The 26,269-nt window shown below is 36.0% G+C and carries 22 protein-coding genes, 2 tRNA genes and 3 pseudogenes; 22 read left to right on the top strand and 5 right to left on the bottom strand.

Annotated elements, in window-relative coordinates; genetic code table 11:
- Positions 1–6 precede the first annotated feature (6 nt).
- Both OPR57_RS05560 and OPR57_RS05555 read right to left on the bottom strand, forming a co-directional pair.
- Positions 7–636, bottom strand: coding sequence for a hypothetical protein (locus OPR57_RS05560; RefSeq protein WP_265036209.1), 630 nt, complete (start codon positions 634–636; stop codon positions 7–9).
- The gene (locus OPR57_RS05555) at positions 620–832 is read right to left on the bottom strand and encodes a WD_0033/WD_0034 family tandem repeat-containing protein (protein WP_265036208.1); all 213 of its coding nucleotides are present in this window, start codon (positions 830–832) and stop codon (positions 620–622) included. Before OPR57_RS05555 ends, OPR57_RS05560 begins: the two co-directional genes overlap by 17 nt.
- Before the next feature lie 256 nt (positions 833–1,088).
- Between OPR57_RS05555 and OPR57_RS05550 the strand changes: the two genes are divergently transcribed.
- Complete coding sequence (locus OPR57_RS05550) at positions 1,089–1,274, top strand: hypothetical protein (protein WP_265036207.1); 186 nt, start codon at positions 1,089–1,091, stop codon at positions 1,272–1,274.
- Positions 1,275–1,775: 501 nt separating this feature from the next.
- On the opposite strand, the gene OPR57_RS05545 is transcribed toward OPR57_RS05550, so the two are convergent.
- Positions 1,776–1,848: transfer RNA gene (locus OPR57_RS05545), tRNA-Gly, on the bottom strand.
- Positions 1,849–2,020: 172 nt separating this feature from the next.
- Here OPR57_RS05545 and OPR57_RS05540 point away from each other — a divergent pair.
- The 16 genes and pseudogenes from OPR57_RS05540 to OPR57_RS05465 all read left to right on the top strand — a co-directional run bounded on the left by OPR57_RS05540 (position 2,021) and on the right by OPR57_RS05465 (position 19,946).
- The gene (locus OPR57_RS05540) at positions 2,021–2,641 is read left to right on the top strand and encodes a ribonuclease D (protein ID WP_265036206.1); all 621 of its coding nucleotides are present in this window, start codon (positions 2,021–2,023) and stop codon (positions 2,639–2,641) included.
- 125 nt (positions 2,642–2,766) lie between these two features.
- Complete coding sequence (trxA, locus tag OPR57_RS05535; RefSeq protein WP_006279168.1) at positions 2,767–3,090, top strand: thioredoxin; 324 nt, start codon at positions 2,767–2,769, stop codon at positions 3,088–3,090.
- 42 nt (positions 3,091–3,132) lie between these two features.
- Positions 3,133–3,209: transfer RNA gene (locus tag OPR57_RS05530), tRNA-Ile, on the top strand.
- 78 nt (positions 3,210–3,287) lie between these two features.
- A complete protein-coding gene (locus OPR57_RS05525) occupies positions 3,288–3,935 on the top strand; it encodes a CADD family putative folate metabolism protein (RefSeq protein ID WP_265036205.1) in 648 nt (215 codons plus the stop codon).
- 47 nt (positions 3,936–3,982) lie between these two features.
- Positions 3,983–4,381: a dihydroneopterin aldolase gene (locus tag OPR57_RS05520; protein WP_265036203.1), complete on the top strand. Its 399-nt coding sequence runs from the start codon at positions 3,983–3,985 to the stop codon at positions 4,379–4,381.
- Positions 4,381–5,661, top strand: coding sequence for a dihydropteroate synthase (gene folP / locus OPR57_RS05515; protein WP_265036202.1), 1,281 nt, complete (start codon positions 4,381–4,383; stop codon positions 5,659–5,661). The genes OPR57_RS05520 and folP overlap by 1 nt, the downstream gene beginning before the upstream one ends.
- Positions 5,658–5,792, top strand: a pseudogene (locus OPR57_RS05510) (dihydrofolate reductase); the annotation flags it as partial. The gene folP and the pseudogene OPR57_RS05510, both read left to right, overlap by 4 nt.
- Positions 5,793–6,049: 257 nt before the next feature.
- A complete protein-coding gene (locus OPR57_RS05505; protein WP_265037507.1) occupies positions 6,050–7,069 on the top strand; it encodes an IS110 family RNA-guided transposase in 1,020 nt (339 codons plus the stop codon).
- 129 nt (positions 7,070–7,198) lie between these two features.
- The gene (locus tag OPR57_RS05500) at positions 7,199–7,795 is read left to right on the top strand and encodes a hypothetical protein (RefSeq protein ID WP_265036200.1); all 597 of its coding nucleotides are present in this window, start codon (positions 7,199–7,201) and stop codon (positions 7,793–7,795) included.
- A gap of 112 nt (positions 7,796–7,907) precedes the next feature.
- Positions 7,908–9,239, top strand: a complete 1,332-nt coding sequence (locus OPR57_RS05495) for a DNA recombination protein RmuC (protein ID WP_265036199.1) — start codon at positions 7,908–7,910, stop codon at positions 9,237–9,239.
- Positions 9,240–9,368: 129 nt separating this feature from the next.
- The gene (locus tag OPR57_RS05490; RefSeq protein ID WP_265037571.1) at positions 9,369–12,026 is read left to right on the top strand and encodes an ATP-dependent Clp protease ATP-binding subunit; all 2,658 of its coding nucleotides are present in this window, start codon (positions 9,369–9,371) and stop codon (positions 12,024–12,026) included.
- A 27-nt stretch (positions 12,027–12,053) separates the two neighbouring features.
- A complete protein-coding gene (locus OPR57_RS05485; RefSeq protein WP_265036198.1) occupies positions 12,054–16,805 on the top strand; it encodes an NAD-glutamate dehydrogenase in 4,752 nt (1,583 codons plus the stop codon).
- Positions 16,806–16,809: 4 nt separating this feature from the next.
- Entirely contained in the window at positions 16,810–17,106 is a 297-nt protein-coding gene (tatB, locus tag OPR57_RS05480; RefSeq protein ID WP_265036197.1) for a Sec-independent protein translocase subunit TatB, read from the top strand.
- A complete protein-coding gene (locus tag OPR57_RS05475; RefSeq protein ID WP_265036195.1) occupies positions 17,078–18,454 on the top strand; it encodes a PleD family two-component system response regulator in 1,377 nt (458 codons plus the stop codon). The genes tatB and OPR57_RS05475 overlap by 29 nt, the downstream gene beginning before the upstream one ends.
- 307 nt (positions 18,455–18,761) lie before the next feature.
- Positions 18,762–19,100 carry a hypothetical protein gene (locus tag OPR57_RS05470; protein ID WP_265036193.1) on the top strand — a complete coding sequence of 113 codons (339 nt, stop codon included), beginning with the start codon at positions 18,762–18,764 and terminating at the stop codon, positions 19,098–19,100.
- A gap of 252 nt (positions 19,101–19,352) precedes the next feature.
- A complete protein-coding gene (locus OPR57_RS05465; protein ID WP_265036192.1) occupies positions 19,353–19,946 on the top strand; it encodes a hypothetical protein in 594 nt (197 codons plus the stop codon).
- A 2-nt stretch (positions 19,947–19,948) separates the two neighbouring features.
- On the opposite strand, the gene OPR57_RS05460 is transcribed toward OPR57_RS05465, so the two are convergent.
- Positions 19,949–20,464: a gamma carbonic anhydrase family protein gene (locus OPR57_RS05460; protein ID WP_265036190.1), complete on the bottom strand. Its 516-nt coding sequence runs from the start codon at positions 20,462–20,464 to the stop codon at positions 19,949–19,951.
- A 144-nt stretch (positions 20,465–20,608) separates the two neighbouring features.
- Here OPR57_RS05460 and secG point away from each other — a divergent pair, with 144 nt between their 5' ends.
- The 5 genes and pseudogenes from secG to OPR57_RS05430 all read left to right on the top strand — a co-directional run.
- A complete protein-coding gene (gene secG, locus OPR57_RS05455; protein WP_007548880.1) occupies positions 20,609–20,929 on the top strand; it encodes a preprotein translocase subunit SecG in 321 nt (106 codons plus the stop codon).
- On the top strand, positions 20,929–22,533 hold the full coding sequence (locus OPR57_RS05450) for a CTP synthase (protein ID WP_265036189.1): 1,605 nt from the start codon (positions 20,929–20,931) through the stop codon (positions 22,531–22,533). Before secG ends, OPR57_RS05450 begins: the two co-directional genes overlap by 1 nt.
- A 25-nt stretch (positions 22,534–22,558) precedes the next feature.
- Entirely contained in the window at positions 22,559–22,978 is a 420-nt protein-coding gene (locus OPR57_RS05445) for a nucleoside deaminase (protein WP_265036187.1), read from the top strand.
- Between the two features lie 263 nt (positions 22,979–23,241).
- A pseudogene (locus tag OPR57_RS08175) lies at positions 23,242–23,352 on the top strand (WPE palindromic element domain-containing protein); the annotation flags it as partial.
- A gap of 159 nt (positions 23,353–23,511) precedes the next feature.
- Positions 23,512–24,834: pseudogene (locus tag OPR57_RS05430) on the top strand (IS4 family transposase); the annotation flags it as partial.
- 164 nt (positions 24,835–24,998) lie between these two features.
- Here OPR57_RS05430 and OPR57_RS05425 read toward each other — a convergent pair.
- The gene (locus OPR57_RS05425; RefSeq protein WP_406831674.1) at positions 24,999–26,204 is read right to left on the bottom strand and encodes an MFS transporter; all 1,206 of its coding nucleotides are present in this window, start codon (positions 26,202–26,204) and stop codon (positions 24,999–25,001) included.
- Positions 26,205–26,269 lie beyond the last annotated feature (65 nt).

Below are 26,269 nucleotides of genomic sequence, written 5' to 3'. Positions count from 1 at the left end.
AAAATTTTATTTGATGCTTATGGTTTCTGAACATACGCTTGGCCTCAGTGTGGGCTGTTCCACACTTTCTACTTTCTCGAGCTTGGTGTTGGGCTTTAGAGCATTATACAATGCAAAACTTATACACGCTAATCCAACAATTCCCCCAATCACCGCTATGGCGTACATTTTCAATAAATAAGCTACAATACTGCTGACTAGTAATGCCGCACCAACAACACCAACTACAATTGGTTGAATTGCCTTTTTTGATGATTTTTCGTCTACAGAATTTCCTTCATTATCGAAACATGCAATAGAAGAGAGACTGTCAGGAACGTTTGGCTCTTGTATGTCAGTTTCTGTTACAGCAGTTTCATTTTTTTCGCATATCAGTTGATCTCCAGCATTATCAAGCTTTTCTATTGAAGTAGCGATATCTTTTTTAGCTATTGTATTACTTTCATTACTATTTTCATATGCGTCAGCCGGTGCCTCGATATTACCGATAGTATCTTGAAGCACTTTTTCACTTTTAGCTGTAGTAGTTTTGGCTGTTACAACAGTGGACTGCTGGGTTGCTCTCCTATTAACAAGTTCTCCGGAGAATTTTAAGATTTCTTCTAGAGCCTCACTATTTTTACGTGCTATCAGCATAGGTGAATGGGGTGTAAGTCATTTCCTTGCCATTTGAATGTTTTATAATTATTCTCTTTTTTAGAATATCTTTCAAAATACCATTTTCCTCAGAGATTTTTAACACTGCTCTCATAATATCATTGTCTCTACATGATATAGCATCTGTAAGTATTGTATGAGTTTCTTCCCGACCATCTGAATGTTTTGTGGTCATTTCTTCATTCAGAACTTCCTTTAATAGTTTTTGTTTTTTGGCTTCTTCTAAAAGATCTTTTACAGCTTTTATGACTTATAGCAACCTTCTCCTGTCATCCGAGTAGCTTGACTACTTGGATCCAGGAAAAAGAATGGTGTCATCCAAGTAGCCTCCCTCCCCTGTCATCCCAGTGCCCTCTTCTTGTCATCCCAGTGCGTGACACTGGGATCTAGCAAGCTTTGCTTGCAAATAAGTCTAATACGCGTCGCGTTTTATGCCAAAACACAATTGGAGTTACATGCAAAATAGATCCCAGTGCTCCTTTCTCGTCATCCCAGTGCTTGACACTGGGATCCAGGAAAGTTTGCTTGTAAGCAAGCAAACTAGCACAGAAAGTGGTTACAACATTTTCGATGAGATTATATGGAAAACTGGATGCCAGTGTCAAGCACTGGCATGACACCCTTCACGGACTTTTAAATTACTTTAGCTATAAATATTAAGAAATTTACCAAATGAAAAAAAAGGCAAAAGAAGCCCTAGTCATTGTCTATTTTCAGTATTGGCGTCTTTTAAGCCTCAAACACTGCAATTTAGCTGCTTTTAAGTGCAACTAACCTTAGCTATAAATATTTAAGAAATTTACCAGGCAGAAAAAAAAGGCAAAGAATCCCCAGGGTAGCCAGTATTCAAATTCTCCCTTGTTCTATTTGACGTCTTTTGATGTCTTGAACGCTTTATAAGCGCGTTTCAGCTTATATAGGTAAAAACCTAGAAATTTGATAAAGAGATAAGGTGCACATAGTGCAAAAAATTAAGCATGATTTACGCCAAATACAAAGTTCCCTTTGTCGTTTTAATCTGCAGATTGCGAAGATAAATAAATAGCTTCAATTTCATGATAAGGGGACTGGTGAAGGGTGTCAAGTAGGTTTTTGACGAAATGATTTTGAAAGTAAAGAGCGGGAGAAGGGGTTCGAACCCTCGACCTCAACCTTGGCAAGGTTGCGCTCTACCAACTGAGCTACTCCCGCAATTAAATTAACCTAAATTTACTTAATTATAGGCATATACAGCGATTTGTAAACCCCGTGTACATGAAAAATGTGAGAGCCCATAAATTTGCGTGGTTCCTTCTATGATCTTTTCGTATACTTAAGGCTCATTTTTGATTATCATAAGTTTTTAATTATTCCACAAAGCTTTATGGGAATATTTTTATATAAAGACGACTTGCCAGCTAGTTCAATACCAGATGATGTAAGGTCTATAGCTGTTGATACCGAGGCAATGGGGCTACTTCATAGCAGAGATAGATTATGCCTTGTGCAGCTCTCTTTTAATGATGGCAACGCTCATTTAGTTCAACTCAAGAACGATTATACAGCGCCAAATTTGAGACAAATATTAGAGGATAAAAATATAACTAAAATATTTCACTTCGCGCGATTTGATGTAAGCATAATACGTCATTACTTGGAAACTTGGGCACTTCCGTGCTATTGCACAAAGATAGCTTCACGTTTAGTTCGCACTTACACAGATAATCATAGCTTAAAAGAGTTGTGCTTAGAGCTGCTTGATACCAAACTAAATAAGCAGCAGCAATCTTCTGATTGGGGAAATGAAAATTTAACAGACAAACAAAAAAGTTATGCTGCATCTGATGTTTTGTATCTCCACAGGATAAAGGAAAAGCTAGACTTAATGCTGGAGCGTGAAAATAGAAAAGAATTGGCCCAAAAGTGCTTTGAATTTCTTCCTACTCGTATTGAATTAGACTTAATGGGTTGGGAAAACGCGGATATCTTTAACCACCAGATGTAATCATTTGTGAGAAGTTTTTTGTTTGTGCAAAACACTTTAGGGCAATTTTTCAGAAAAATTTAGTTGATTAGCTGCTAATTGATACGCTATATTTTACAAGTAATCGTTTTAAGTTTAGGTATTTTATGAGTGATGATATTACATCGGTAAATGATCAAAATTTCAAATCTGAAGTCACTGACTATAAAGGGTTTGTTCTGATAGACTTTTGGGCAGAATGGTGCGGGCCATGTAAAAGTCTAATGCCACGTATCGAACAATTGGCTAAAGACAGAAAAGGCAAGATTAAGATCTGCAAGTTCGACATAGATGAAGGGACTGAAGTGCCAAGTAAGTATGGAGTGCAATCTATACCCACTTTAATCATATTTCAAGATGGTAAGGAAATTGCACGCAAAATTGGTGCAACAAATGATTTGTCAAGTTGGGTTGATAGTGAAATAAGCTAATAGACAAATTTGCTTTTGTGTGTATTATAAATATTGATAAAAGGGATTGTAGCTCAGTAGGTTAGAGCAGTTCGCTCATAACGAATTGGTCGTAGGTTCGAGTCCTACCAATCCCACCATTGTGTTGATCTTAGCATGATCGTAACAATGAGAAAGCTATAGTATATGAACTATATGTTGATATAATGGAGGAAATAATGAAGTTTACTAAATCTCTAAATAATAAGTTAGATGAGCTGCATTTATTAAATCATCCATTCTACCAATCATGGAATACAGGAAGCTTAAGCTTGCAAGCTTTACAAACCTACGCTAAAGAATATTATCACCACGTTGCTGCGTTTCCTCGTTATATCAGTGGTATACATTTTTTGTGCCCAGATCTAAAAATGCGACAGGTTTTGCTTGGTAATTTGATAGAAGAAGAACAAGGTGATGAAAATCATCCAGAATTATGGAAGCGTTTTGCTGAAGGGCTTGGCGTTGATCTTCATAAAGATGCACAGATTAAAGAGACACAGGAGTTAGTTGATGGTTACTTTGATATTGTACGATCAGATTTTGCTTCCGGTTTGGGTGCACTTTATGCTTATGAACGTCAAACTCCAGAGGTTTCTAAGTCTAAAATTGAAGATTTAAAAAAACACTATTCAATAAGTGATGAGCGTTCTCTTCAATTTTTTACGGTTCATATGCATGCTGATGAGTGGCATTCTGAGGAGTGTGCAAATCTTATTGAAGATCTAGATGAAAAAGAGCAAGATAAAGTTATGCAGGGTGCTCAAAAGGGAGCAAAGCTCTTGTGGGGTTTTCTTGATGGAATGATGAATGCTAGCGTGTGTTAGCAGTTGTAAGTAGCTTGAAAATTAAAACTCAGTGATGTTGGAATGCAATGTCTGCATGTAATCTTCTTATATCTGACTTACGGCTTTGGGTTCACTTAGGCTATAGTGCAGAAGAAAAGTATCATTCCCAATTAGTTAGTATTGATGTTGATTTTATTTTTAAATCTCCTCCTTTAGGGCTTACAACTGACCAGCTAAAAGGCACTGTCTGCTATCTAGAGATAGTACAAAATATTCAATCTCTTGTTCAGAGCAAGCAATTCAATTTAATCGAGCACTTAACCCATGATATATACAGAGCGATTAATAATCTTTTGGTGCAGAAAAAACATACTATTTCTTCCATAAGAGTGACTACTCACAAAGTTGCACCACCCGTTCCTAATGTACATGGAGGCGTTTTTTTTACCTATTGTAATGCACTGCAAGAACAGGAAGATAACTAATGATCTATATTTCTATTGGCTCAAATATGGGGAATCGCTTTTTCCATTTACAAAAGGCTGCTCAGTTACTAAAGGAGCGCTATTTTAAAAATTTAAAATCTTCAATTATTCTGGAGACTAAGGCTATTTTACCAAATGATGCTCCACCTGGATGGGACAAGCCATTTCTAAATATGGTTGTGTATGGAAGTTGTTCTTCTTCTCCTGAAGAGCTGTTAAAGGGCCTTAAACAAATTGAATGTGACATTGGCCGCCTGCAGGCCTATGAAAAATGGGCACCTCGCGTTATTGATTTGGATATTTTGTTATGGGATGACCTGACACTTGATACACCCTACCTTAAGATTCCTCACCCAGAATTGATAAACAGACCATTTTTGCTTCACTTGATGGCAATGCTGAGTCCCATGACAGTAGTTAACAAAACGTTTGGTACTGTTAACCCTAACATTCAAGATTGTTTTTTAAAGAGTTTTACGCTTTTGCCAGAGCTTGTGGGTATTGTCAATATTACTCCTGATTCATTTTCAGATGGTGGTCTTTATTATGATGCAGATCAAGCAACCAAGCAGGCACTGCGGCTGTTATCAGATGGTGCAAGCATAGTTGAACTTGGTGCTCAATCAACAAGACCTGGCTCCTCAATACAAACTCCAAAAGCAGAATATGCACGCTTAAAACCAGTGCTTGATGACCTTAATCAATATATGAAAGTTGGTGATATTAAAGTCAGCGTCGATAGTTTCTGGACAGATGTTATTTTGAACGTTTTGGAGCACTACAATATTGCCTGGGTAAACGATCAGAAGGGAGATCTAGATGATAATACCTTAAAAGCGATTGCTAGCAGTGGATGTAGTATTGTTATTATGCATTCACTCTCCATACCACCACATAGTGACAACATTATCCCAAGTGACATTGATCGAATTGATACCATAAATAATTGGGCAGAAAGGAACATTAATAGATTACTAGCTCTAGGTTTTGATCAAAGCTCGATCATTATTGATCCTGGTATTGGTTTTGGCAAATCTCTATATCAGAATATCTGGCTTTTACGCAATATAGAAGCATTGCAAAGTTTTGGCTGCAAAGTTCTGGTTGGTCATTCTAGAAAGTCATTTATTTCTTCTTTTTCTACAGAACCTGTCTTCAACCGAGATTTAGAAACAATTGCTTTATCATCTGCATTGCACAACAAGGTTGATTTCCTTCGAGTGCATAATGTGCGTGATCACATGCGATTTTTTGTAGCTCAAGCTGCTTTACAGGGATGATAGTTATCGGAATTATGGCTGTTGATCCCAAGGGAGTAATTGGAATAAATAATGGATTGCCCTGGCATTATCCAAGTGAGTTAGATCATTTTCGTCAGGTGACTGACAAACAAGTTATTGTTATGGGAAGATGGTATGAATAAGTATTGCTTGGTTGGAAGCAAGAGAAGATAATAACTTCTCAGAGTGGATAGGTGGCAGGTTGGATGTTTTTCTGAAGCACTTTCTGCCCAGGGAGTAGAAAGAAGACTTCGTGGGGGAGATTAACTGCCCCTGCCACCGAAAATCATCGTGAGGCTCACAAAATGTGATGACCTCGTATAGGAGTTTGGAACAACCGGCAATATTCTACTCTGATATATTGAAATATGCAATTGGAGGAAAAAATATGCGTCACATTGGAGTTGATTTACATACCAATAGTTTTACTGCTTGTTACTTACAAGAAGGGAAACCTGAGCATATTCAAACGTTTCGCTTAAAAGACTTGGATAATTTCACCAAAGATCTTCAAGAAACATATGAAGTAGCCATAGAAGCAACAGGTAACAGCTGTTTCTTTTATGATGCAGTTTCACCTTACGTTAAACGCATAGTAATAATTGCTCCTGGACAGTTTGAAGTTGTTCGTCGCTCTGTGAACAAAACAGATAAGCATGATGCGCGAGCTATTGCTTTCTTTCTAAGCAAAGATATGTTGCCTGAGGCAAGGTGCAAAAACAAACAATGCCAGCAGTTAGCTTCTCTTCTTCAAACGAGAGATCAGTTAGTAAAGTCACGGGTATCTTTAATCAATAAAGTTCATGGTCTTTTTAATTATCATGGAATAAAAATTAAAAAAGAAGTACTTACAACTAAAGTAGGATTTGAGCGTGCTACTCAAAAGCATAATTGGGAGCCTTTAGAAAAAGTTGAAATTGAAGTGATTAGCTATCATTTAGAAGCTATCCGAGAAAGCCTTAAAAAACTTGAAAAGGAAATTATAGCTTTTGCTAAACAACTTCCTGGGTTCAGCAATCTTATCAGCATAAAGGGAATTGGTCCAATTTCTGCAGCTGTCTTTATTGCAACAATTGGAGACATTAATGATTTCCGTAGACCTGAGAAACTTACTGCATATTTTGGAGTTGTACCAAGAGTTTCTCAATCTAATCAGCAATGTACAATTGGAAGAATTACCAAACGAGGGTCAAAAATAGCGCGTACTTCTTTAGTTCAATGTACTTGGATTGCTGTACGTTACAGTCCTTACTTGAAAAGTTTTTATGAACATATAAAAAAGAAGCGTGGTTCTGCTAAAGCTATAACTGCTACTGCTAGGAAATTTCTTATAACTATTTTCTATACTCTTAAAAATGACTGGGTTTTTAAAGATTTCACAAAATTTGAAATTTCTACTGGACAATAATCATAGGAGTATAAAGATCTTCGTAAGTTAAATCGTTCTTCTGTTGAACTCCATGTATATATAAAGTGTGGTGAAAATGAGTATAAAATTATTGGTAGTAATAATAGTAACTCTCATAATATTAACCATATGTTGATAACATCAATACTAAAGAAGAATGAAGATGGTGAGTATTTGGATAACAATACAGTTGTTGTTGAAGGCGGAGTTGAGTCTGTAAAAGAAATGTTAGGGTTACATGATAATGAGGTGATTAAAGTAGACAGCATATCTAAAGAACCATTCAAAACTACAACGCTGGAACAACTTAATCTCAATACTACTAGTAATAACGTAACACAACCAGTGGTTAGCAATGAGGAAAAGACTAATGAATTAGAGGAGTTTTTTGATGCAGAAGATGATGGAGTTACACAACCAAGCTCAACAACTGCTGACCCAGCAGTAGAACAATCAACTCCTGTCTCCTCATCTAAAGCTCCTACTAATAGTATGCTACCAAAAGTAGCAAGTCCTAGTGAAACTAAAAATGGTAGCAACAATGGTGCTGTTGTGCTGTATCAAATGCTACATGATCAAGGGAGACTGCACCCTTCTCCAGAATTATACGACTATTTGCTAAGAGCAAGCTTGGAAAGAGAAATATCGTTTTGCAAGGTGGTACCAAATTCGTCGCTTGTTCAAACAAGAGAAGAACAAGTTGCTAGTAATAATCGTTCTTGTTAATTAATAACCACTATAGTAAACCTTTCAAAAAGAGCACCTCTTTAGGTGCTCTTTTTTTCTTTCTTATATACACAAAAATCATATAGAATTGTAGATACAGTTTTTTATTCTGATGCTTTTCAATTCTATAGCTCTGGTTGTCTCTCTATTACTATTTTTCTACATTATCGTAAAAAAACTGAGCGAAAAGAAAGCAAATCTTGAGGGTACTTTATGTAAATTAGAGCAAGAACTTCAAGGAACAAAGCAAACTTTGCTTACGAAGAATGAAGAAATAGTTGATTTAAAGATCAAAAAAGCAGAACTTGAAGTAACTCTGCAAAAAGAACGTGAGGAAAAGAAAAAGGAAATAGAATTACTAACAAAAGCAGAGGAGAGATTAACAAACACTTTTAAAGCGCTCTCTCTTGATGCCTTGCAAGTGAACAATAACAATTTTCTGAACTTAGCGAAGGAAGTCATTGATAACAAATTAAAAGAAACGGAAAGCGATTTCAAAAAAAGACAAGCAACGATCAACGAAGTTGTAACTCCAATAAAAGAAAAATTAGAAAAATTCGATAATGAAATACGCGAGCTGGAAAAAGAGAGGGTAGGGGCCTATGAAGGTTTAAAGGAGCAAATTGGAGCGCTGATGAACCAAACTTCCAGCCTTGCTAATGCCTTGAGAAAGCCTCACATCAGAGGAAAGTGGGGTGAAATGCAGCTCAAAAGGGTGGTAGAAATAGCAGGAATGATTGAATATTGCGATTTTTTTACTCAAGCCTCAGTGGTTGATAAAAACGAGGATAATTTATTGCGTCCTGATTTAATAATCAAAATGCCATCTGGAAAGCAAATAATAATAGATGCTAAAGTGCCGCTTGATTCTTACATGGATGCTATATCACAAAATGATTTGCAAATACAAAAGGAGAAATTAAAGAATCATTCCCTGGCAATAAAGAAACACATAAATGACTTGGGTAAAAAAGAGTATTGGAATCAATTTGAAAATACGCCAGAACTTGTGGTGCTTTTCTTAACAGGGGAGGGGGTTTTTAGCGCAGCACTGGAATATGAGCCTGCTTTGATAGAGATTGGAGTGGAAAAAAAAGTGATCATTGCAACACCGATCACTCTAATTGCGTTGCTGAGAGCAATAGCGTATGGATGGAAGCAAGAGATGATAGCTGAAAATGCAAAGAAAATCAGTGAACTAGGTCATATTTTATATGAGCGCATTTGCACAATGGGTGAAAACTTTGATAATTTGCGCAGGAGCTTAAAAAGCGCTGTTGATCATTATAATAAAACTGCTGGCTCTCTTGAAGCAAGGGTGTTTCCTGCTGCCCGAGAATTTAATAAGCTTGGTATACATGCAAAAAATAAAAACTTAAGTGCTGCAAAGGAATTAGAGTCCTTACCGCGCAGTTTACATACTGAGGAACTGAAAGTAGATTAGACCTTTTAACTATTACAAAAAAAAAAGTTTTAAATTTTTACAGATCATACCTAACAATAAACAACTTTAGGTTTAAATTTATGAAATCAGTTGTTATATACATCAGCAAATACGAATTTAACTGGTGTTATGGACTTAAATAAATTTACCGAAAAAGCAAAAAGTCTAATTCAAAGTGCTCAGATGAAAGCGTTGGGAGCTGGGCATCAGATTTTTATGCCTGAGCATTTACTCAAAGTGATGCTTGAGGATGAATCAGGTTTAGTTCAGGATTTGATAAACGCTTGTGGTGGAAATGTGCAAAGTATTTCTGATGCTGTGGATAGCGCAATAAAAAAGTTGCCAGTAATTGAAGGTCCAGGAAGTGGTGGCCTTCAACTTTCAAGAGAAATAGCAAAAGTTTTTGAAGATTCAATTGGTATTGCAAAGAGAAGTAAAGATTCATTTGTTGCTGTTGAGCGTTTACTGCAGGGCCTCACTGCACAAAAAGATGATACTGTAGGCAAAATTCTGGCAGAGAATGGTGTGACTCCACAAAAACTGAACTCAGTTATTGCAGAAATGAGAAAAGGCAGCAGTGCGGACTCGCCAAACAGTGAGGAAAAATTAAACGCGGCAAAGAAATATACAAAAGATGTTACAGAGCTTGCTATGCAAGGAAAGCTTGATCCTGTAATTGGTCGTGATGAAGAGATCAGAAGAACTATGCAGGTATCACTGAGGCGGACAAAAAATAATCCAGTGCTGATCGGTGAACCTGGTGTTGGGAAAACTGCAATAGTTGAGGGGCTTGCAAATAGAATTGTTGCAAACGATGTACCACTTGGTTTGCATGATGCAAAAGTCTTAGCCTTGGATCTTGGCGCATTAATTGCTGGGACTAAGTTTAGAGGAGAGTTCGAAGAAAGGTTAAAAGCAGTGATTAATGAGCTTTCGAGAGCGGAGGGAAAAGTTATCTTGTTTATAGATGAGCTTCATACTTTAGTTGGAGCAGGAGCAACAAGTGGTGCAATGGATGCCTCGAATCTGCTGAAGCCTGCTCTTGCGCGTGGAGAAATTCGCTGTATAGGGGCCACAACTTTAGATGAATATCGTCAGCATATAGAAAAAGATCCTGCACTTGCAAGGCGTTTTCAGCCTGTGTTTATCTCTCAACCAACTGAAACTGATACTATTTCAATACTCAGGGGTTTGAAGGAAAGATATGAGGTGCATCATGGTATAAGAATTACAGATGGTGCAATAATTGCTGCTGCAACGTTGTCCAATAGATATATAACAGATAGGTTTTTACCTGATAAAGCAATTGATTTGATTGATGAAGCAGCAAGTAGGGTGAGAATTGAAATGGATAGCAAGCCTGAAGTTATTGATGAACTTGAGAGAAAGGTTATACAGCTAAAGATTGAAGCAGAGGCTCTAAAAAAAGAAAGTGATGAAAATTCTAAACAGCGTTTAAAAAAGATAAATGAAGAGATCGAAAACCTAAACAGTAAATTTGCTGACTTGAACAGCAAATGGCAGATGGAAAAGAATAAAATAGCTAGAATACAAGAAACAGTTGAAAAATTAGATAACGCTAGAAAAGAGTTGGAATTAGTTCAGCGGAGTGGAAATTTAGGAAGGGCAGGGGAATTGATGTATGGTGTGATTCCTCAGCTTGAGAATGAATTAAAAAATCAGGAAAAGGTTACTGATAGTTTCTTAAAGAAAGAAGTGACAGGAGATGATATTGCAAACATTGTTTCAAAGTGGACGGGAATTCCAATTGATAACATGATGCACAGTGAAAAGGAAAAACTCCTTAACATGGAAAATGAAATAGGAAGAAGAGTAATAGGGCAGAAAAGTGCGATAGAAGCAATAAGTAATGCAGTTAGGCGCTCTCGCTCTGGTGTGCAAGATACTAATCGACCTTTCGGTTCATTTTTATTCTTAGGCCCAACCGGGGTTGGTAAAACGGAACTGGCAAAAGCCCTTGCTGAATTTCTGTTTGACGATCAATCAGCGCTTCTGCGTTTTGATATGTCAGAATATATGGAAAAACATTCTGTTTTAAAGTTAATTGGCGCGCCTCCAGGGTATGTTGGCTATGAGCAGGGTGGCAGATTAACCGAAGCAGTAAGAAGAAGGCCATATCAGGTTATTCTGTTTGATGAAATAGAGAAGGCAAATCCAGATATATTTAATCTATTGCTGCAAATCTTGGATGAGGGGAGACTCACTGATAGTCATGGCAAATTAATTGATTTTCGCAATACCATACTGATCTTAACTTCTAATCTTGGTGCTGAGATAATGCTAAAAGGAGCAAAAGAAAATAGCTCTCTTGAAAAGCCCTCTGTCATCCCAGTGCTTGACGCTGGGATCCAGGAAAAAAAGTGGATTCCAGCGTCACGCACTGGAATGACACCAGAGAGATCAAATGAAGTGATGCAAATAGTTAAATCAGCATTTCGTCCAGAATTTTTAAACAGGCTGGATGAAATTATTATATTCCACAGTTTAACCAGAGATGACATCTATAAAATTATAGATGTTCAATTTTCTTATTTACAAAAAACACTTGCTAAGCGTAAACTGAGTATAAGTTTGTCGCAGGAAGCTAAAGAACTAATAGCACAAACTGGCTATGACCCTGAATATGGAGCAAGGCCCCTAAAAAGGGTTATACAAGAGTGTATTCAAAATAATTTAGCTAAATTAGTTTTATCAGGGGAAGTAGTAGAAAATGATGAGCTAATAGTGTACGCTCTTGATAATGAAATCTTAGTTAAAAAGGTTTAAGTTCACTGTGTATTTTTGTTAAAAAAAATGTGTATAGATCATAATGTTGACACTGAGTCTTTATTTAAGTTAGCTGATCAACAAAATCAGCAAGATAAAGAAAAAATTAAAAAATTTATTAAGTATTTTTATAGTTTTGTTTATAAAAGCGACCTAAAAGCCAACGATAAGTTTTTGCTATATATTGTAAACGATGCTTACAATTTTGTTTCTCAAAAAGAGAAAGATGAAAGTAAGTTAGTAGTAAGCAATATAGATGATATACCAGGAATAGCAGGCGATTTTACCACGATTAAGATAACAAACGATGATATGCCATTTTTGGTTGACTCCGTTATTGCAACTATTAAGTCGCACGATTTAACCATATGCTATTACAGCAACAGCATAATTAACATTAAAAGAAAAGAGGGCCTAATAGACGAGATTTACCCTTTGGAAGAAAGTAATGGAATAAAAGAGTCAGTTATATATCTAATTATCAAAGGTATAAGTGACAGTTTTGTTGATACATTAAAAGAATCTCTACAAAAAACACTGAAAGCAGTTAATTGCGTTGTGAAAGATTGGCACTTAATGCTCAAAAAGCTTGATGAGGCAAGTCTTTCTGTCATCCCAGTACTTGATACTGGGATCCAGGAAAAGGACACGTGGATTCCAGTGTCACGCACTGGAATGACACCAGACCGAAATCAAGAGCAAAAAGATTTTCTAGTTTGGTTAAAGAATAATAACTTCGTATTTCTAGGTTATCAAGAATATATTGCTGGTAAAGATGAAAAACTCGTCTGTGATAGCAAAAAGGACCTTGGCCTGATGAGAGTAGGTCAAAGTACGTTGATCCCTTCTGCAAACCTTGATTCCCTATACATATTGAGATCAGATCTAATCTCAATAGTCCATCGGCGTACATACATGAATTGTATAGGAGTAAAAGAATTTGATAACCAGGGCAATGTGGTAAAGGAACGGCGTTTTTTTGGATTATTTACTTCTATAGCGGAGGTCCAAGATATTAGAACTATTCCAATAATAAGAGATAAAGTTAAAGTTATAGAAAAAAATGCAGGGTTTGTAATAGGTGGCCACAACAATAAAGCTTTGATTTCTATTTTACAAGCATTCTCTTGTGATGAATTATTCCAATCAAATGAAGACGAATTATTTAAAATTTGCATTTCGATCATGTCTCTTGCGATTAGGCCAAGGGTCAGATTATTTTTAAGAAGAGTAGGGGATTTTATTAGTTGCATAGTGCTGATACCGATGCGTTATGCTAGCGCTAGGCTAATGTTCAAGATACGTGACATATTGAAGGATGAGACAAGTGCAGAAAGTTCAGATATTTATAACCACCACATTATAAACGAATATGACTTAATGAAATTGCACGTGGTGCTAAAGGCTAAAAACGCTAGTGTTCCTGATGATGAAGTTTTGCGTATCGAAAACAAATTAAGGAACATTACGGAAAAGTGGGAAGATCGTTTCATAGACAATTTATATAATACTTTCAGCACTGTTGAGGATATATTCATCCGTTATTGCAAGGCATTTCCAATAAGCTATCAAGAGAGTTTCGAACCTCACGACGCATATTACGATATGAAAAAATTGGAGATAGTGAGGAAGAAGGGAATTAGCGAGGTCGATTTAAGGCTTACTTGTGATAATCTTAATTATCAATTAAAGGTTTACACTTCGAGCAATGGAGGTCTTGAATTATCGAAGATATTAAGGATCACTAAGCATTTGGGAGCGAAGATCCTATCTCATAATGGCTATTACATAGAAATTAACGGCGGAATATGGATACACCATTTTGTGTTGTCAAGAGTCGATGAATTAATAGACAACATTACTCTAAAAGAGCAATTTGAAATAACACTTGCAAAAGTATTTAGCAAGGAAATTAAAAATGACTATTTCAATAGTTTGATCATTATTGCTGGACTCAAGTGGAAGGAAGTGCTTCTGATTAGAGCGCTAAGTGCCTATCTAAAGCAGACGTCATTTAACTACAACCCAGAATATATTCAAAAGGTAGTCTCAGAGTATCCAAAAGTAGTAAAGTATTTGATACAACTATTTCATGCAAGATTTGATCCTAACATAGACATTGATAGAGCAGAAACCACGGACATTTTCATAGAAAAAATTGAGGAACTTCTAAAAGAGATCAGCAATGTTTCACATGATTACGTTTTGCGCTCGATATTTAACTTGATAATGGCTATTTTAAGGACCAGTTATTATCAAGACGATAAACCATATTTATCTACAAAATTTGACTCAAGTAAAATAAATGGTTTGCCTGATCCTCGTCCGTATCGCGAATTGTATATTTATTCAAACCTTTTTGAGGGAATACATCTAAGAGGAGGGAAATTAGCCCGTGGTGGCTTAAGGTGGTCGGATAGGACGGAAGATTTTCGCACTGAAGTTTTGGGGCTCATGAAAGCTCAGATGACAAAAAATGCGGTTATTGTTCCTGTTGGTGCAAAGGGTGGGTTTGTAATAAAGCAAGCTTATAAAGATAAGAATATTTTAAGAGAGAAAAGTGTTGAGTGCTATAAGAGTTTTATCAGAGGAATGCTTGATATTACTGATAACGTGGTTGATGGTGAAATAATTCCACCAGAGAATGTGATTAGGTATGATGAAGACGATCCATACTTGGTAGTTGCAGCAGATAAAGGCACTGCTTCATTTTCTGATTATGCCAACCAGATAGCCTCTGAATACAATTTTTGGCTTGGCGATGCATTTGCATCTGGTGGATCAGCAGGTTATGATCACAAAAAAATGGGTATTACAGCTAGAGGTGCATGGATTGCAGCACAGAGGCATTTTTGGAAAATGAATAAGGATATTTACCAAGATGCAACTGTTATTGGAATTGGGGATATGGCTGGCGACTTATTTGGAAATGGTATGCTGCTTTCAAAAAATATACATTTAATCGGCGCATTTAACCATATGCATATTTTTGTTGACCCAAACCCTGATGCAGAAAAGAGTTTCACAGAGCGTAAACGCCTCTTTGAGTTACCATTTTCAACTTGGATGGATTATAACAAAGATTTGATTTCTAAGGGTGGAGGAGTATTTGAGCGTAGCAGTAAGCAAGTAAACATTTCTCAAGAAATGAAAAAATGCTTTGATATAGCAGAAGATATGCTACCTCCAAGTGATTTGATTAGATATCTGTTGAAAGCAAAAGTGGACTTCATATGGAATGGAGGAATCGGCACGTTTGTTAAGGCAAAGAGTGAAAATCATAGCATGGTCGGTGACAAAGCAAACGATGAGTTAAGAGTGAATGGTAAAGATATTAGAGCTTCTATGTTTATAGAGGGTGGAAATCTTGGTTGTACACAGCTTGGAAGAATAGAATATGCTGAAAGAGGTGGATATATCAATGCAGATTTTGTTGATAATTCAGCCGGAGTGATATGTTCGGACCTTGAAGTTAACATTAAGATTGCATTTGTTTCAGCTATGAAAGCAGGGGATATTTCTTTAGAAAAAAGGAATGAAATACTGGCAAGTATGGTGGATGAAGTTGCATCCAAAGTGCTTGAGAACCACAACAAAATTGAAACAAAAGCATTACTTCTTGAGTGTTTGCAAGCTAAAGAGAGATTGGAGCAGCACCACAGGTTACTGCTCAGTTTAGAAAAATCTGGGCTGTTAAACCGAAGCGTAGAATTTCTTCCAACTGAAGAAGAGATAGCAAGGATGTTAACTGGTGCAGAAGGTTTCAGTTCTCCTCAGCTTTCTATTCTAATGTCTTATGCTAGAACAGCAATAAAAAATGAAATTATACATTCCGATCTGCCTGAAAAAGATCTTATATCTAATGACTACTTGCTAGGTTATTTTCCTAAAAAGATGGTAACAAAGTTTAAGGATTTCATATTAAAACACCAACTTCGTAGAGAAATTATCTCTACTTGCATTGCAAATGATGTAGTGAATAGAATGGGCTGTATATTCATCAATAATTTGGCTGAGAACACTGGAATTAAGATACAAGAAGCGGTTAACATATATATTGTTGTTAACCACCTGTATGATTTAAACAGCCTGTGGCAGAAAATTGATGAATTGGATGGAAAAATTGATGTTAACTCATACTTACAAATAGTGAGGAACGTGCAGAAATTTATTGGTAGAGTATCATTTTGGCTAGTGAAAAATCTTGGCAAGCTTAGCTTTATAGAATTGGATGATGTTACAAAATTTAAAGATGCAATTGAAACTTTAGGCCAGAACTTAACTGATGTTTTAGATGAACACCTATTAAAGGTCTATAGCCATGGATCAACTTCTTTAGTAGAACTTAATATAAATAAAGATCTAGCAAAAAAAGTTGCTGATCTATGCGTTCTTGCTTATGCACTGGACATTATATCTGTTGCTGAACAGACATCTTTGTCCATTCTTGATGCTGGTAAAATATACTTTGAGTTAAAGTCGCTGTTAAGATTCGATCTGATTAGAACAATTGCCATCAAGATGAAAAGCCGCTCTTCTTATTGGGATCGCAGCTTAGTTAATGATTTATTGGACGATTTAAGCAATTACCATCACAAACTAGCTGTTAAAGTCATAAAAGCTACTGATAACCCCGAAGATAAGGTTCAAACCTGGGCTTGTAATGATAAGGACTACATAGAACGTTATAATAGTTTTTTAGATGAGATGGTTGCTTCTAAACTTGATTTAAGCAAATTAATATTTATAATCAGAAGGATTAAAGTACTTGCTTCATAGGAAAATGTTCAATATAGGTCTTTCAGAAATTTTAGTTGTAGCTTTAGTGAGCATAATTGTTCTTGATAAAAATAAGGTACCTGTATTTATTGATTTTATTAAGACTATATATAGGTATTTTATAATTGCAAAGTCAAAAGCCAAAAGGTTATTGAAGGATGCCGGAATTGAAGACTTATATAAAGAGTGTAATACTGAGAAAGTAAATTACATAGTTGGTAAAAATGGTAAGCTTTATCCTACTTACGATATAGATAATACATCTAAAGATAATGACAGCGAAGATTCTGTTAGTAGATGATGTACTATCTAATGTCAAGCTTTTAGAAGCTCGACTAAAAGCAGAGTACTATACGGTTATCGTAGCTCATGATGGTGAAGAAGCTATAGATTTAGTAGCAAAGCAGCAGCCTGATATTATATTACTTGATATCATGATGCCAAAGATGAATGGCTTTGAAGTTTGTAAGGAGCTAAAGAGTGATCCCTTGACAACCCATATTCCAATAATTATGGTAACTGCGCTGCATGACACTCATGATAGAGTACAGGGCATTAATGCTGGTGCAGATGATTTTCTGACTAAACCAATAAACGAAACTGCTTTATCTGCAAGGATCAAGTCCCTCACGCGCTTAAAGATGATTATCGATGAATTGCGTTTGAGAGGAGAAACTAACGCTGAGATTGGTGGAGTCGCAGGAAACAGTATTATGGATTATTCCAATCAGATTTTTGATGCTAACATACTTGTTATAGATGAGGATGTTCATCAAGCAGAGCAGATATATAATATATTAAAGCAACGCTTTAGGTCAATTAAAATACTGAGTGATCCAATGGAAGCATTGAAGGTTGGTATTGAGAATGGTTACGACCTGATCATTTCTGATATGCAATTTTCAAAAACTGACGGCTTGCGTTTGTGTTCTGAGTTTCGTAGTAAGGTGGAAACACGTTATACACCAATTCTAATTCTTTCTGAGGATTATGATAAAAACAATTTAGTAAAAGCACTTGATGTAGGTGCTAATGATTATTTAACAGTACCTTTGGATGAGGGTGAGTTAATAGCAAGGGTTAATTCGCAAGTAAAACGCAAAAGATATCAAGATGCCTTGAGAATGAATTTATTTAATAATGCGGAAATGTCTATAAAGGACCCATTAACTAACTGTTATAATAGAAGATATTTTGATGCACACTTAAGAAACATTGTTAAGGACTCTGTGGAAAAGGATAGAAGGTTGTCTCTTATGATACTTGATATAGACTATTTTAAGATAGTGAATGACAGTTTTGGGCATAGTGCTGGAGATGAACTTTTAAAGCAAATACAGAAAAGAATTTCTGAAAATATCAGAGTGACAGATTTACTAGCTAGGTTTGGTGGTGAGGAGTTTGTTGTTGTAATGCCAGATACCAATGTATCAGATGCGTATACTATTGCGGAGAGAATACGAAAAATTATTGCTAAAGAACCTTTCATACTTGCGGACAAAAATACAACCCATAACATAACTGTGAGCATTGGAATTGCAGAAATGCAAGGATCTGACTTTGATGATATTAAAAAATTTATAGTACGTGCTGACAGATATTTATATAAAGCAAAAAACAGTGGTAGAAATAGAGTGGTTACTAGCTAGATCTCTGAAATTAGACATATAGCTAAAGCAATGTATGTTTACAGATAGTACAATTGTACTAATGTTGTGATGAGGGCAGTATCCACCAGCAGTTGTGTTAAAAGTCAATAAAAAAAATGAAAAATATCGAAAAATTTTCAATTTAGTAGATTTATAAAAAATCAATATACTATAGCAAAAGTGTTATCCTTAATCCTAAGGCTTTAAGCTGGCACAATCAAGCAAGTGTAGCAACTTTGTGTATCTTATTGACATATTTAACTTATTCTGTTATAATTTTCAGTAATAGGTTTAGAGGTAAAAAACAATGAAAAGCTTTGGAGATCTACTTAATCAGGGCAGGCTTGCATGGATTAGCTTAATATCAAAAATAAAGAGCTTATTTCAAAGTAACAAGCACACATCATCAAACAACGTGCAAAATGCTAGTAATGGAAATGACCGTGACGGCAATACAAGAAAAACAAATGTAGAAAACAAAATAAAAACACAAGACAATGAGATTGATGCAGAAGATGAGCAGGATGTATGGTATGATGCTCTAGAAGAACAAGAGTCAGGTGAAAAGGAAAGAAATTTGGATGAAGAAGAATTTTTTGATGTCACTGAAGATTTTGGTGAACAGGAAGTTAGTGTTAACAGATAAAGATATGAAAGCAATAAGTTTTATAGTACTAAAGATTTCCGAAAAGTAGAAAAATTTATTGACCATTCAAAGACTTTTGCAGTTGCAATATTTGAAAATTCAGTAGACAAAGCGTCTGGACATTTTAACGATAGTAATTGTCAACTTGCAAGTCTTCAGCTAAGTGATGATAGAAAAAGCAGAGCTTGTACACTAAGTTTTGAGAGTAGGCAATCTAATATTAAAATTAGTTCTGATCACATGCGGTTATATATGCCATTTTATTTTGAAAGCAAAAAGCAAGAGTCAATTGAATGCCTTTTTCAGTATATAAATAAAAACGGTAATGCAAGCACGCCTAGTATAGTAATGCTTCTAGACAAGCCAGATAGTATCAATCTTAGTCCTAATTTTAAGTGGACTGAATGTATTTATCATTTTGTCTGGGATAAAATAAAAGAAAGTGAAACAAAAAAATCAAGCAGAATACCTAAAACTTTATTTTCCACTTTTACAGTAGAGTTATCAGAAGGGCAAAATTTAAATTTCTCAATCAATAATGATGCTATTCCAGAAAGTATGGAGAATTTAAAAGATGAAAAACCCACTATTAAAGCAATACTAGCAATTCCTGGCGTATCATCAATTATTGGTAATATAGTTAATGATATACTAGATAAAGTAATAGGTAAGAAGGAGAAGGCAAGTTTTCGTATTAGAGATATTTTAATAGATGGTAAAATAATGAATAAATTACAAAACAGTAAAGTAAAAGTTGAAGAAAAAGTGGATCATAATCCTGAACATTTTGAAGTGGTTGGCTTGAAGAACTTCTTGAAGTCAAAGGCTTCTCAGCCTAACATATAGCTTCAATTCTTATATTCCTTCATTAGCATAATATAGTTTTGTGCTGATTGTGTAATATGTTTAATTTCTTCATTCGACATTTTTTTGAAGAATTTTGCTGGCCTACCAGCCCATATTTCCCCACTTTTTATCACTTTTCCGTGTGTTACCAGTGAGCCAGCAGCTACCATAGCTTCAGGCTCCACAACTGCATGGTCCATCACGGTAGAGCCCATACCAATAAACGCTTTATCATGCACCGTGCATGCGTGCAACATACAAAAATGTCCCACTGTTACCATACTGCCAATAATTGTGTCACCACCTGGGTTTCTATCCACATGAATTACCGTTCCATCTTGAATATTTGTTCCATCACCTATTTTTATTGATCCAACGTCCCCTCTGACCACACAATTAAACCAGATGCTCGCATTTCTTCCTATTTCAACCTTGCCTATGATATGCGAGCCACCTGCGATGAAAGCACTTTCGTCTATTTTTGGTTCATAATTTTTGTATTTTAAAATGTGATACATATTAAGCCCAAAGTCTTATGCATATGTTAATCAAAATAAGGTAAGCAGTAAATACATACTTAGATTTCAAACTACTTGGGTGACAGATGTTCTTGACTTACGTGCTTTGTACTGCTAAGATTTTTATTTTCAGCCCTATCTATAATGTCAGTAGCGGTATTAAGTATATTTCAAATAATATTGGTTGTTGTGTTAGTAATTTTAGTGCTCTTGCAGCCGCCTGGGAGTAGTTCGTTAAGTGGTTTTAGTAATACACAACAGGGGGTCAATTCGATGATTCCGGTGAAATCTTCTGAAAACCCGCTCAGCAGAATAACGGCTATTGTTGCTGGATTGTTTATTATAAACACATTGCTATTGTCAGGATTATGTTCAAAAGACGTACATAAAAAATCGATCGCAGAAAAAATTATATTAGAAAAAAAGCAAGAAAGTGAATCTACTTCTGTTCCATTTGAAAATTAATGAAGGAAGCTAAATTTATCTTTGTCACAGGTGGAGTTGTATCGTCGCTTGGTAAAGGCTTAGTTGCTTCAAGCGTTGGTGCGCTTCTTCAAGCTCACGGTTTTAAGATCCGTATCAGAAAACTTGACCCGTATCTCAACATTGATCCTGGGACAATGAACCCAACTCAGCACGGAGAGGTCTTTGTTACCGAGGATGGTGCTGAAACTGATTTGGATCTTGGGCATTATGAGCGTTTTACTGGAATTAAAGCAACAAAAGATGACAATATAACAACTGGTAAGATATATCATGAGTTATTGAAGAAAGAGAGGCGTGGTGATTATCTGGGCAAAACTGTGCAAGTCATTCCTCATGTAACAGATTTGATCAAATCGTTTATTTTTAATGGTACGGAAGGTTTAGATTTTGTAATATGTGAAATAGGCGGAACTGTAGGTGACATTGAAAGCCAACCATTTTTGGAGGCTATATGCCAAGTTAACTACACATTAGGAAAACAAAGAGTTATCCTTATTCACTTAACTTTAATACCATATCTTACCGCAGCGCAAGAATTAAAGACAAAGCCAACGCAGCATTCAGTTCGAGAGTTAAATTCCGCGGGGTTACAACCAGATATTATATTATGCCGCAGTGAGAAAGAAATTTTCGATAATCAAAGAGAGAAAATAGCTAAGCTTTGCAATGTTTCTTTATCCAATGTGATACCTGCCCCTGATGTGAGTCATATATATGAGTTACCGGTGTTGTATAGCCAATGTGGGCTTGATACGCAAATTTTGGAGCACTTTCATTTAAGTGAGTCAAAACCAAGCTTGACTGAATGGGATCAAATAGTGCATTCCATAAGGCACCCAACACAGGAAGTTACTGTATCTATAGTGGGAAAATACACCGAATTCCCTGATGCGTATAAATCACTAGTTGAAGCGCTAAATCATGGTGCGATTAGTAATAAAGTCAAAGTAAGGATAAATTGGGTTAACTCAAGAGAGAAGGAAGAAAAACCTATAAATGAAAAACTTATAGGAGAGAAATTACAGAATTCTCATGCAATCCTTGTTCCAGGGGGGTTTGGTGATGACGGAGTAGAGGGTAAAATATTAGCAATAAATTATGCCCGTACAAATAATATCCCATTTTTCGGAATTTGCCTTGGTATGCAGCTTGCAATTATTGAATTTGCTCGTAATGTTGTTAAGCTTGAAGATGCACACTCTGAAGAATTTCGTAACTGTAAACATCCAATCGTTAAGTTAGCTGGCGATCAAGATGACGATTTTGGTGGAACCATGAGACTTGGGGCATATAAATGTAATATAAATGCAAACTCTAAAATGATGGATGCATATAGTAACACTACTATTTCAGAAAGACACAGGCATAGATACATAATCAATTCAGATTATAAAGATGATTTGGAAAAAAATGGGCTGCTATGCAGTAGCATATCAGAAGATGGAACGTGCATAGAGGCAGTGGAGTTAGAGAGTCATCCGTGGTTTATTGGTGTGCAGTTTCATCCAGAATTTCAATCAAAGCCGTTTTCTTCTCATCCTCTTTTCGTGTCGTTCGTTAAAGCAGCAATTGATAAGAAATAAGTGCCTAGTGTTTAAGTATCAATATATGGAGCTTGCCATAGAGCAAGCCAAACTTGCTCAGAAAAATGGTGAGGTTCCCATAGGTGCCGTAATAGTTAGTGGAAGCAATGTTGTTTCTTCTGCACACAATATATCCAGCGATCCAACTGCACATGCAGAGATGTTAGCGATCAAGCAGGCATGTAAGTTGCTCTCAACTTCAACGCTTTATGATTCTGACATATACGTAACATTAGAACCATGTCCGATGTGCGCTCAAGCTATTTCCTTTGCCAGAATTAAACGATTGTACTTTGGAGCTTACAATCCCAAAGGTGGAGGTATTGAAAATGGTGCTAAGATATTTCAATTTTGCAGCCATATGCCCGAAGTTTATGGTGGGATATTAGAAATAGAATGCTCTTTTTTGTTAAAGGATTTTTTTGAGAAACTAAGGAACATTTGATAAATCGTCATGCTACTTGTTTTCCGATACAAATTCGTCATTCCGCTACGTGTTAGTGGCTAGATACCGCGGCGGTATGACGTGGTTGTCATTATTCCGCTACTTATTTTCCGATACAAAATCGTCATCCCGCTACGTGTTAGCGGGATCTATGCTAGGAGATACCGTGACGGTATGAAGGTTAAGTAATTCGTCATTCCAGCGCGTGACGCACAACTATACAAACATTGTCCACCAGCAGGGTGTCATCCGAGTAGCTGACACTGCCCTCCTTTGTCATCCCAGTGCCCAGACACTGGGATCCAGAAAACTTAATTTTAACCAAGTGGCTGCATAATAAAGGCTGGATTCCAGTGTCAAGGACTGGAATGACATTACAGGGACACTGGGATGACATCATCCTTTTCTCTGGATTCCAGACTGGAATGACAGCCATACGCGTCAAGTTAAGGAAAAGTGTAAGTAAAATTGATAGAGTGAAGGAAAAGAATAAGGTATAAGTTCTCTTGGATATGTGAATGAGAGAACTTACAATGGACAGAATAGCTTGCTTATCAAAAGACCTCAATGAATTCTTTAATGAAAAAGCAGACGAAATATCAATTGCAGTAGGTTTTATAAAAAGAAAGAGAAAACTTAATGGCTCATCATTCATAAAAGCTATGGTTTTTGGTAACATAGGAGTTGGTGATTGCAGCATAGAAACAATGTGCCAATTGCTAAATGAAGACTCGATAGAAATTACAAAACAGGGTTTGGATTTTAGATTTACTGAAGAAGCAGTGGAATTTATGAAAAGAATGTATAATGAATCTTTAGTTTTATTTAAAAACAGCTTACAGGTTGATTGCAGAATTTTGAAGCAATTTAGAAGCATTAAGCTATTGGATAGTAGCTATATTAGCCTGCCCAGTAGCATGGAAGATATGTACAAAGGATATGGGAGTAGCTATAGAGATTGTGAGAGTAATACCAAATCAGGAATAAAGCTGCAGTTAGTCTTTGATTACCTGAACCAAGCGCTAGATAAGTTAAATTTAATAGAAGGAATAAGGTCGGATCAAGGTTATAGGGATTATCTGAACGGTTTATCAGCCAATGATTTGCTAATATTTGATTTGGGCTACTTTGTGCCTAGTTCTTTTAAACAGATTGATGAAGCAGGTGCATATTTTGTTAGTCGTTATAAGTCTGATACCAATATATATGATATAGAAACAAATCAAAAAATAGAGTTGTTGGAATGTTTAGAAGGTCAATCCCTTCTAGAGATGGAAGTGCTATTAGGAAAAGAAGTAAAAATTAAAGTGAGAATTATATGTCAAAAATTAACTGAAGAACAGTCTATAATTAGAAGAAGAAGGGCTAATAAGTTAGCAAAATCACATGGATATACATCTTCTCAAAAGAATCAAAAATTGCTGGATTGGTCGATATTCATAACTAACGTTCCAGAGAGTAAAATCAGCGCTGAACAAGTATTAACAGTTTACAGGGTAAGATGGCAGATTGAATTATTATTTAAATTGTATAAGAGTCACATCAGGCTTGACGAACTTAAAGGAAAACCATACAGAGTATTATGTGAACTATACGCTAAATTGTGCGCAATTCTTATATTTCATGGAATAGTTGGTTGTATAAAACTGAAAGAGAATACAGAGCTGAGTTTAACAAAGGCATTCATTGAATTAAAAAGAAGGATTAGGGAGTTGTTTTTAGCGTTAAGCAGTAAAATTAATAATTTGAGAATTTTCCTGAAAAAACTTACCACAGACTGGTCACAATTTTCTGTGAAAGACAGATATAGAAAAACTAGAGTATCCACCTTAAGTTCATTGAATTTTCTTACCCTTTTCCTTAACTTGACGCGTATGGGAATGACAGCAGTCCTACGTCATACCGTCACAGTATCTCTAGATCCCGCTAACAAGCAGCGGGATGACGGTTGTCAGGGTGTCAGCTACTTAGATGAAACCCTTTCCCGGTGGAGATCACTATCAAATCACATAGGAGAAAACTAAGACCAATCAAATTTCTTATCTTGCGGTTTTATTTGCAATATTGCTACCACACTGATCAATAAGCAGAAGACTATATAAAGCCCAGCAGCAAGGTTTGTTTGAGGAAATGTTACAGTCAACCAAATACAAACCATAGGAGTAAATCCTCCATGTAACGCATAAGAGATATTGCGTGATAAGCTCACACCACTAAATCTAACATTGGTAGGAAAGAGTTCAGATGCAACTATTCCTATGGGAACTATACCCCTTTCTATTATAGAGAGAACCATTACGCTCAACGCAATCACAAGATAATTTTTGTAGTAATATGCAATAGATAACGCAGGACAACACAGTGCCATTGTAATTGCTATAAATAAGATTGCAGTGCGCTCTTTTCCAACTTTATCAGCCAACATTCCAAACGCTATTGAAGATATCGGCATTAATATACTGGTTATAATCAATACAATTTCGTTGATATATGTTGTTACATAAACATCCACTGATGCTATTTCCTTTGCGAGAGTTCGAAGAAATATGGTAAATCCAACAGCAACATTAACAGGTACAGATATTAAAATAGCAAGTATAAGAGCTCTCTTGTGGCGCTTTATAAGCTCTATTATTGGCAAATCAGGTAAATTTCTTTGTTTTCGATTTTTTTCATATGTTGGAGTTTCTCCCAATTTGTATATGCTATACGCGCTAATTAATCCTAAAATAGCTGAGAAAATAAATGGCAATCTCCAACCCCAGGTACAAAAATCAGTAGTTTTTTTGCAGATAATTACTATCACCGCAGAAAGCAAGACGCCAATGGAGCGGCCAAAACTCATTATTCCAAAATACATCCCTAAGTTCTCTTTCCTACTGGATAAATGCTCTATAAGATAAACAGAACTTCCTTGTTCACCACCAAGTGCAATTCCTTGTGTTATATGGATTGCAAGAAGCAATATAGTAGAAATTATACCTACTTGATTGTGACTTGGAATAAATGCAATGAGACTCGATGGTATCGATATTAGCAAGATAGTAATTATTAATGCTATCCTCCTTCCATACCTGTCACCAACGTGACCAAATATGAATGCACCAAGTGGCCTTACAATTGCGCCTAGCCCTACAATTCCAAATAATTGCAGTATGTTACTGTAGACATCTTTTGCAAAACAAAACTCTCTGCTGATTATGTTAATCAAATCAATAAAGAGCATGTAGTCATACCATATTGCGATTCTGCAGAGTATGGTTGATATCAACACCCTTGTTTGCACTAAAT

The sequence above is a fragment of the Wolbachia endosymbiont (group A) of Anomoia purmunda genome (assembly GCF_947251545.1).
In the GTDB taxonomy this organism is placed as follows: domain Bacteria; phylum Pseudomonadota; class Alphaproteobacteria; order Rickettsiales; family Anaplasmataceae; genus Wolbachia.
Note: the sequence above shows the minus strand (reverse complement) of the source record. Positions and strands in the feature narration are given on the sequence as shown.

Coding starts and splice junctions, on each gene's coding strand:
- OPR57_RS05555 (WP_265036208.1), bottom strand. CDS start 832: ATGACCACAAAACATTCAGATGGTCGGGAAGAAACTCATACAATACTT.
- OPR57_RS05445 (WP_265036187.1), top strand. CDS start 22,559: ATGGAGCTTGCCATAGAGCAAGCCAAACTTGCTCAGAAAAATGGTGAG.
- OPR57_RS05475 (WP_265036195.1), top strand. CDS start 17,078: ATGACAGCGAAGATTCTGTTAGTAGATGATGTACTATCTAATGTCAAG.
- OPR57_RS05550 (WP_265036207.1), top strand. CDS start 1,089: ATGCCAAAACACAATTGGAGTTACATGCAAAATAGATCCCAGTGCTCC.
- secG (WP_007548880.1), top strand. CDS start 20,609: ATGTCAGTAGCGGTATTAAGTATATTTCAAATAATATTGGTTGTTGTG.
- OPR57_RS05495 (WP_265036199.1), top strand. CDS start 7,908: ATGCTTTTCAATTCTATAGCTCTGGTTGTCTCTCTATTACTATTTTTC.
- tatB (WP_265036197.1), top strand. CDS start 16,810: ATGTTCAATATAGGTCTTTCAGAAATTTTAGTTGTAGCTTTAGTGAGC.
- OPR57_RS05485 (WP_265036198.1), top strand. CDS start 12,054: ATGTGTATAGATCATAATGTTGACACTGAGTCTTTATTTAAGTTAGCT.
- OPR57_RS05505 (WP_265037507.1), top strand. CDS start 6,050: ATGCGTCACATTGGAGTTGATTTACATACCAATAGTTTTACTGCTTGT.
- OPR57_RS05520 (WP_265036203.1), top strand. CDS start 3,983: ATGTCTGCATGTAATCTTCTTATATCTGACTTACGGCTTTGGGTTCAC.
- OPR57_RS05470 (WP_265036193.1), top strand. CDS start 18,762: ATGAAAAGCTTTGGAGATCTACTTAATCAGGGCAGGCTTGCATGGATT.
- OPR57_RS05540 (WP_265036206.1), top strand. CDS start 2,021: ATGGGAATATTTTTATATAAAGACGACTTGCCAGCTAGTTCAATACCA.
- OPR57_RS05490 (WP_265037571.1), top strand. CDS start 9,369: ATGGACTTAAATAAATTTACCGAAAAAGCAAAAAGTCTAATTCAAAGT.
- OPR57_RS05500 (WP_265036200.1), top strand. CDS start 7,199: ATGTTGATAACATCAATACTAAAGAAGAATGAAGATGGTGAGTATTTG.
- OPR57_RS05525 (WP_265036205.1), top strand. CDS start 3,288: ATGAAGTTTACTAAATCTCTAAATAATAAGTTAGATGAGCTGCATTTA.
- folP (WP_265036202.1), top strand. CDS start 4,381: ATGATCTATATTTCTATTGGCTCAAATATGGGGAATCGCTTTTTCCAT.
- OPR57_RS05450 (WP_265036189.1), top strand. CDS start 20,929: ATGAAGGAAGCTAAATTTATCTTTGTCACAGGTGGAGTTGTATCGTCG.
- OPR57_RS05465 (WP_265036192.1), top strand. CDS start 19,353: ATGCCATTTTATTTTGAAAGCAAAAAGCAAGAGTCAATTGAATGCCTT.
- OPR57_RS05560 (WP_265036209.1), bottom strand. CDS start 636: ATGCTGATAGCACGTAAAAATAGTGAGGCTCTAGAAGAAATCTTAAAA.
- OPR57_RS05425 (WP_406831674.1), bottom strand. CDS start 26,204: ATGCTCTTTATTGATTTGATTAACATAATCAGCAGAGAGTTTTGTTTT.
- trxA (WP_006279168.1), top strand. CDS start 2,767: ATGAGTGATGATATTACATCGGTAAATGATCAAAATTTCAAATCTGAA.
- OPR57_RS05460 (WP_265036190.1), bottom strand. CDS start 20,464: ATGTATCACATTTTAAAATACAAAAATTATGAACCAAAAATAGACGAA.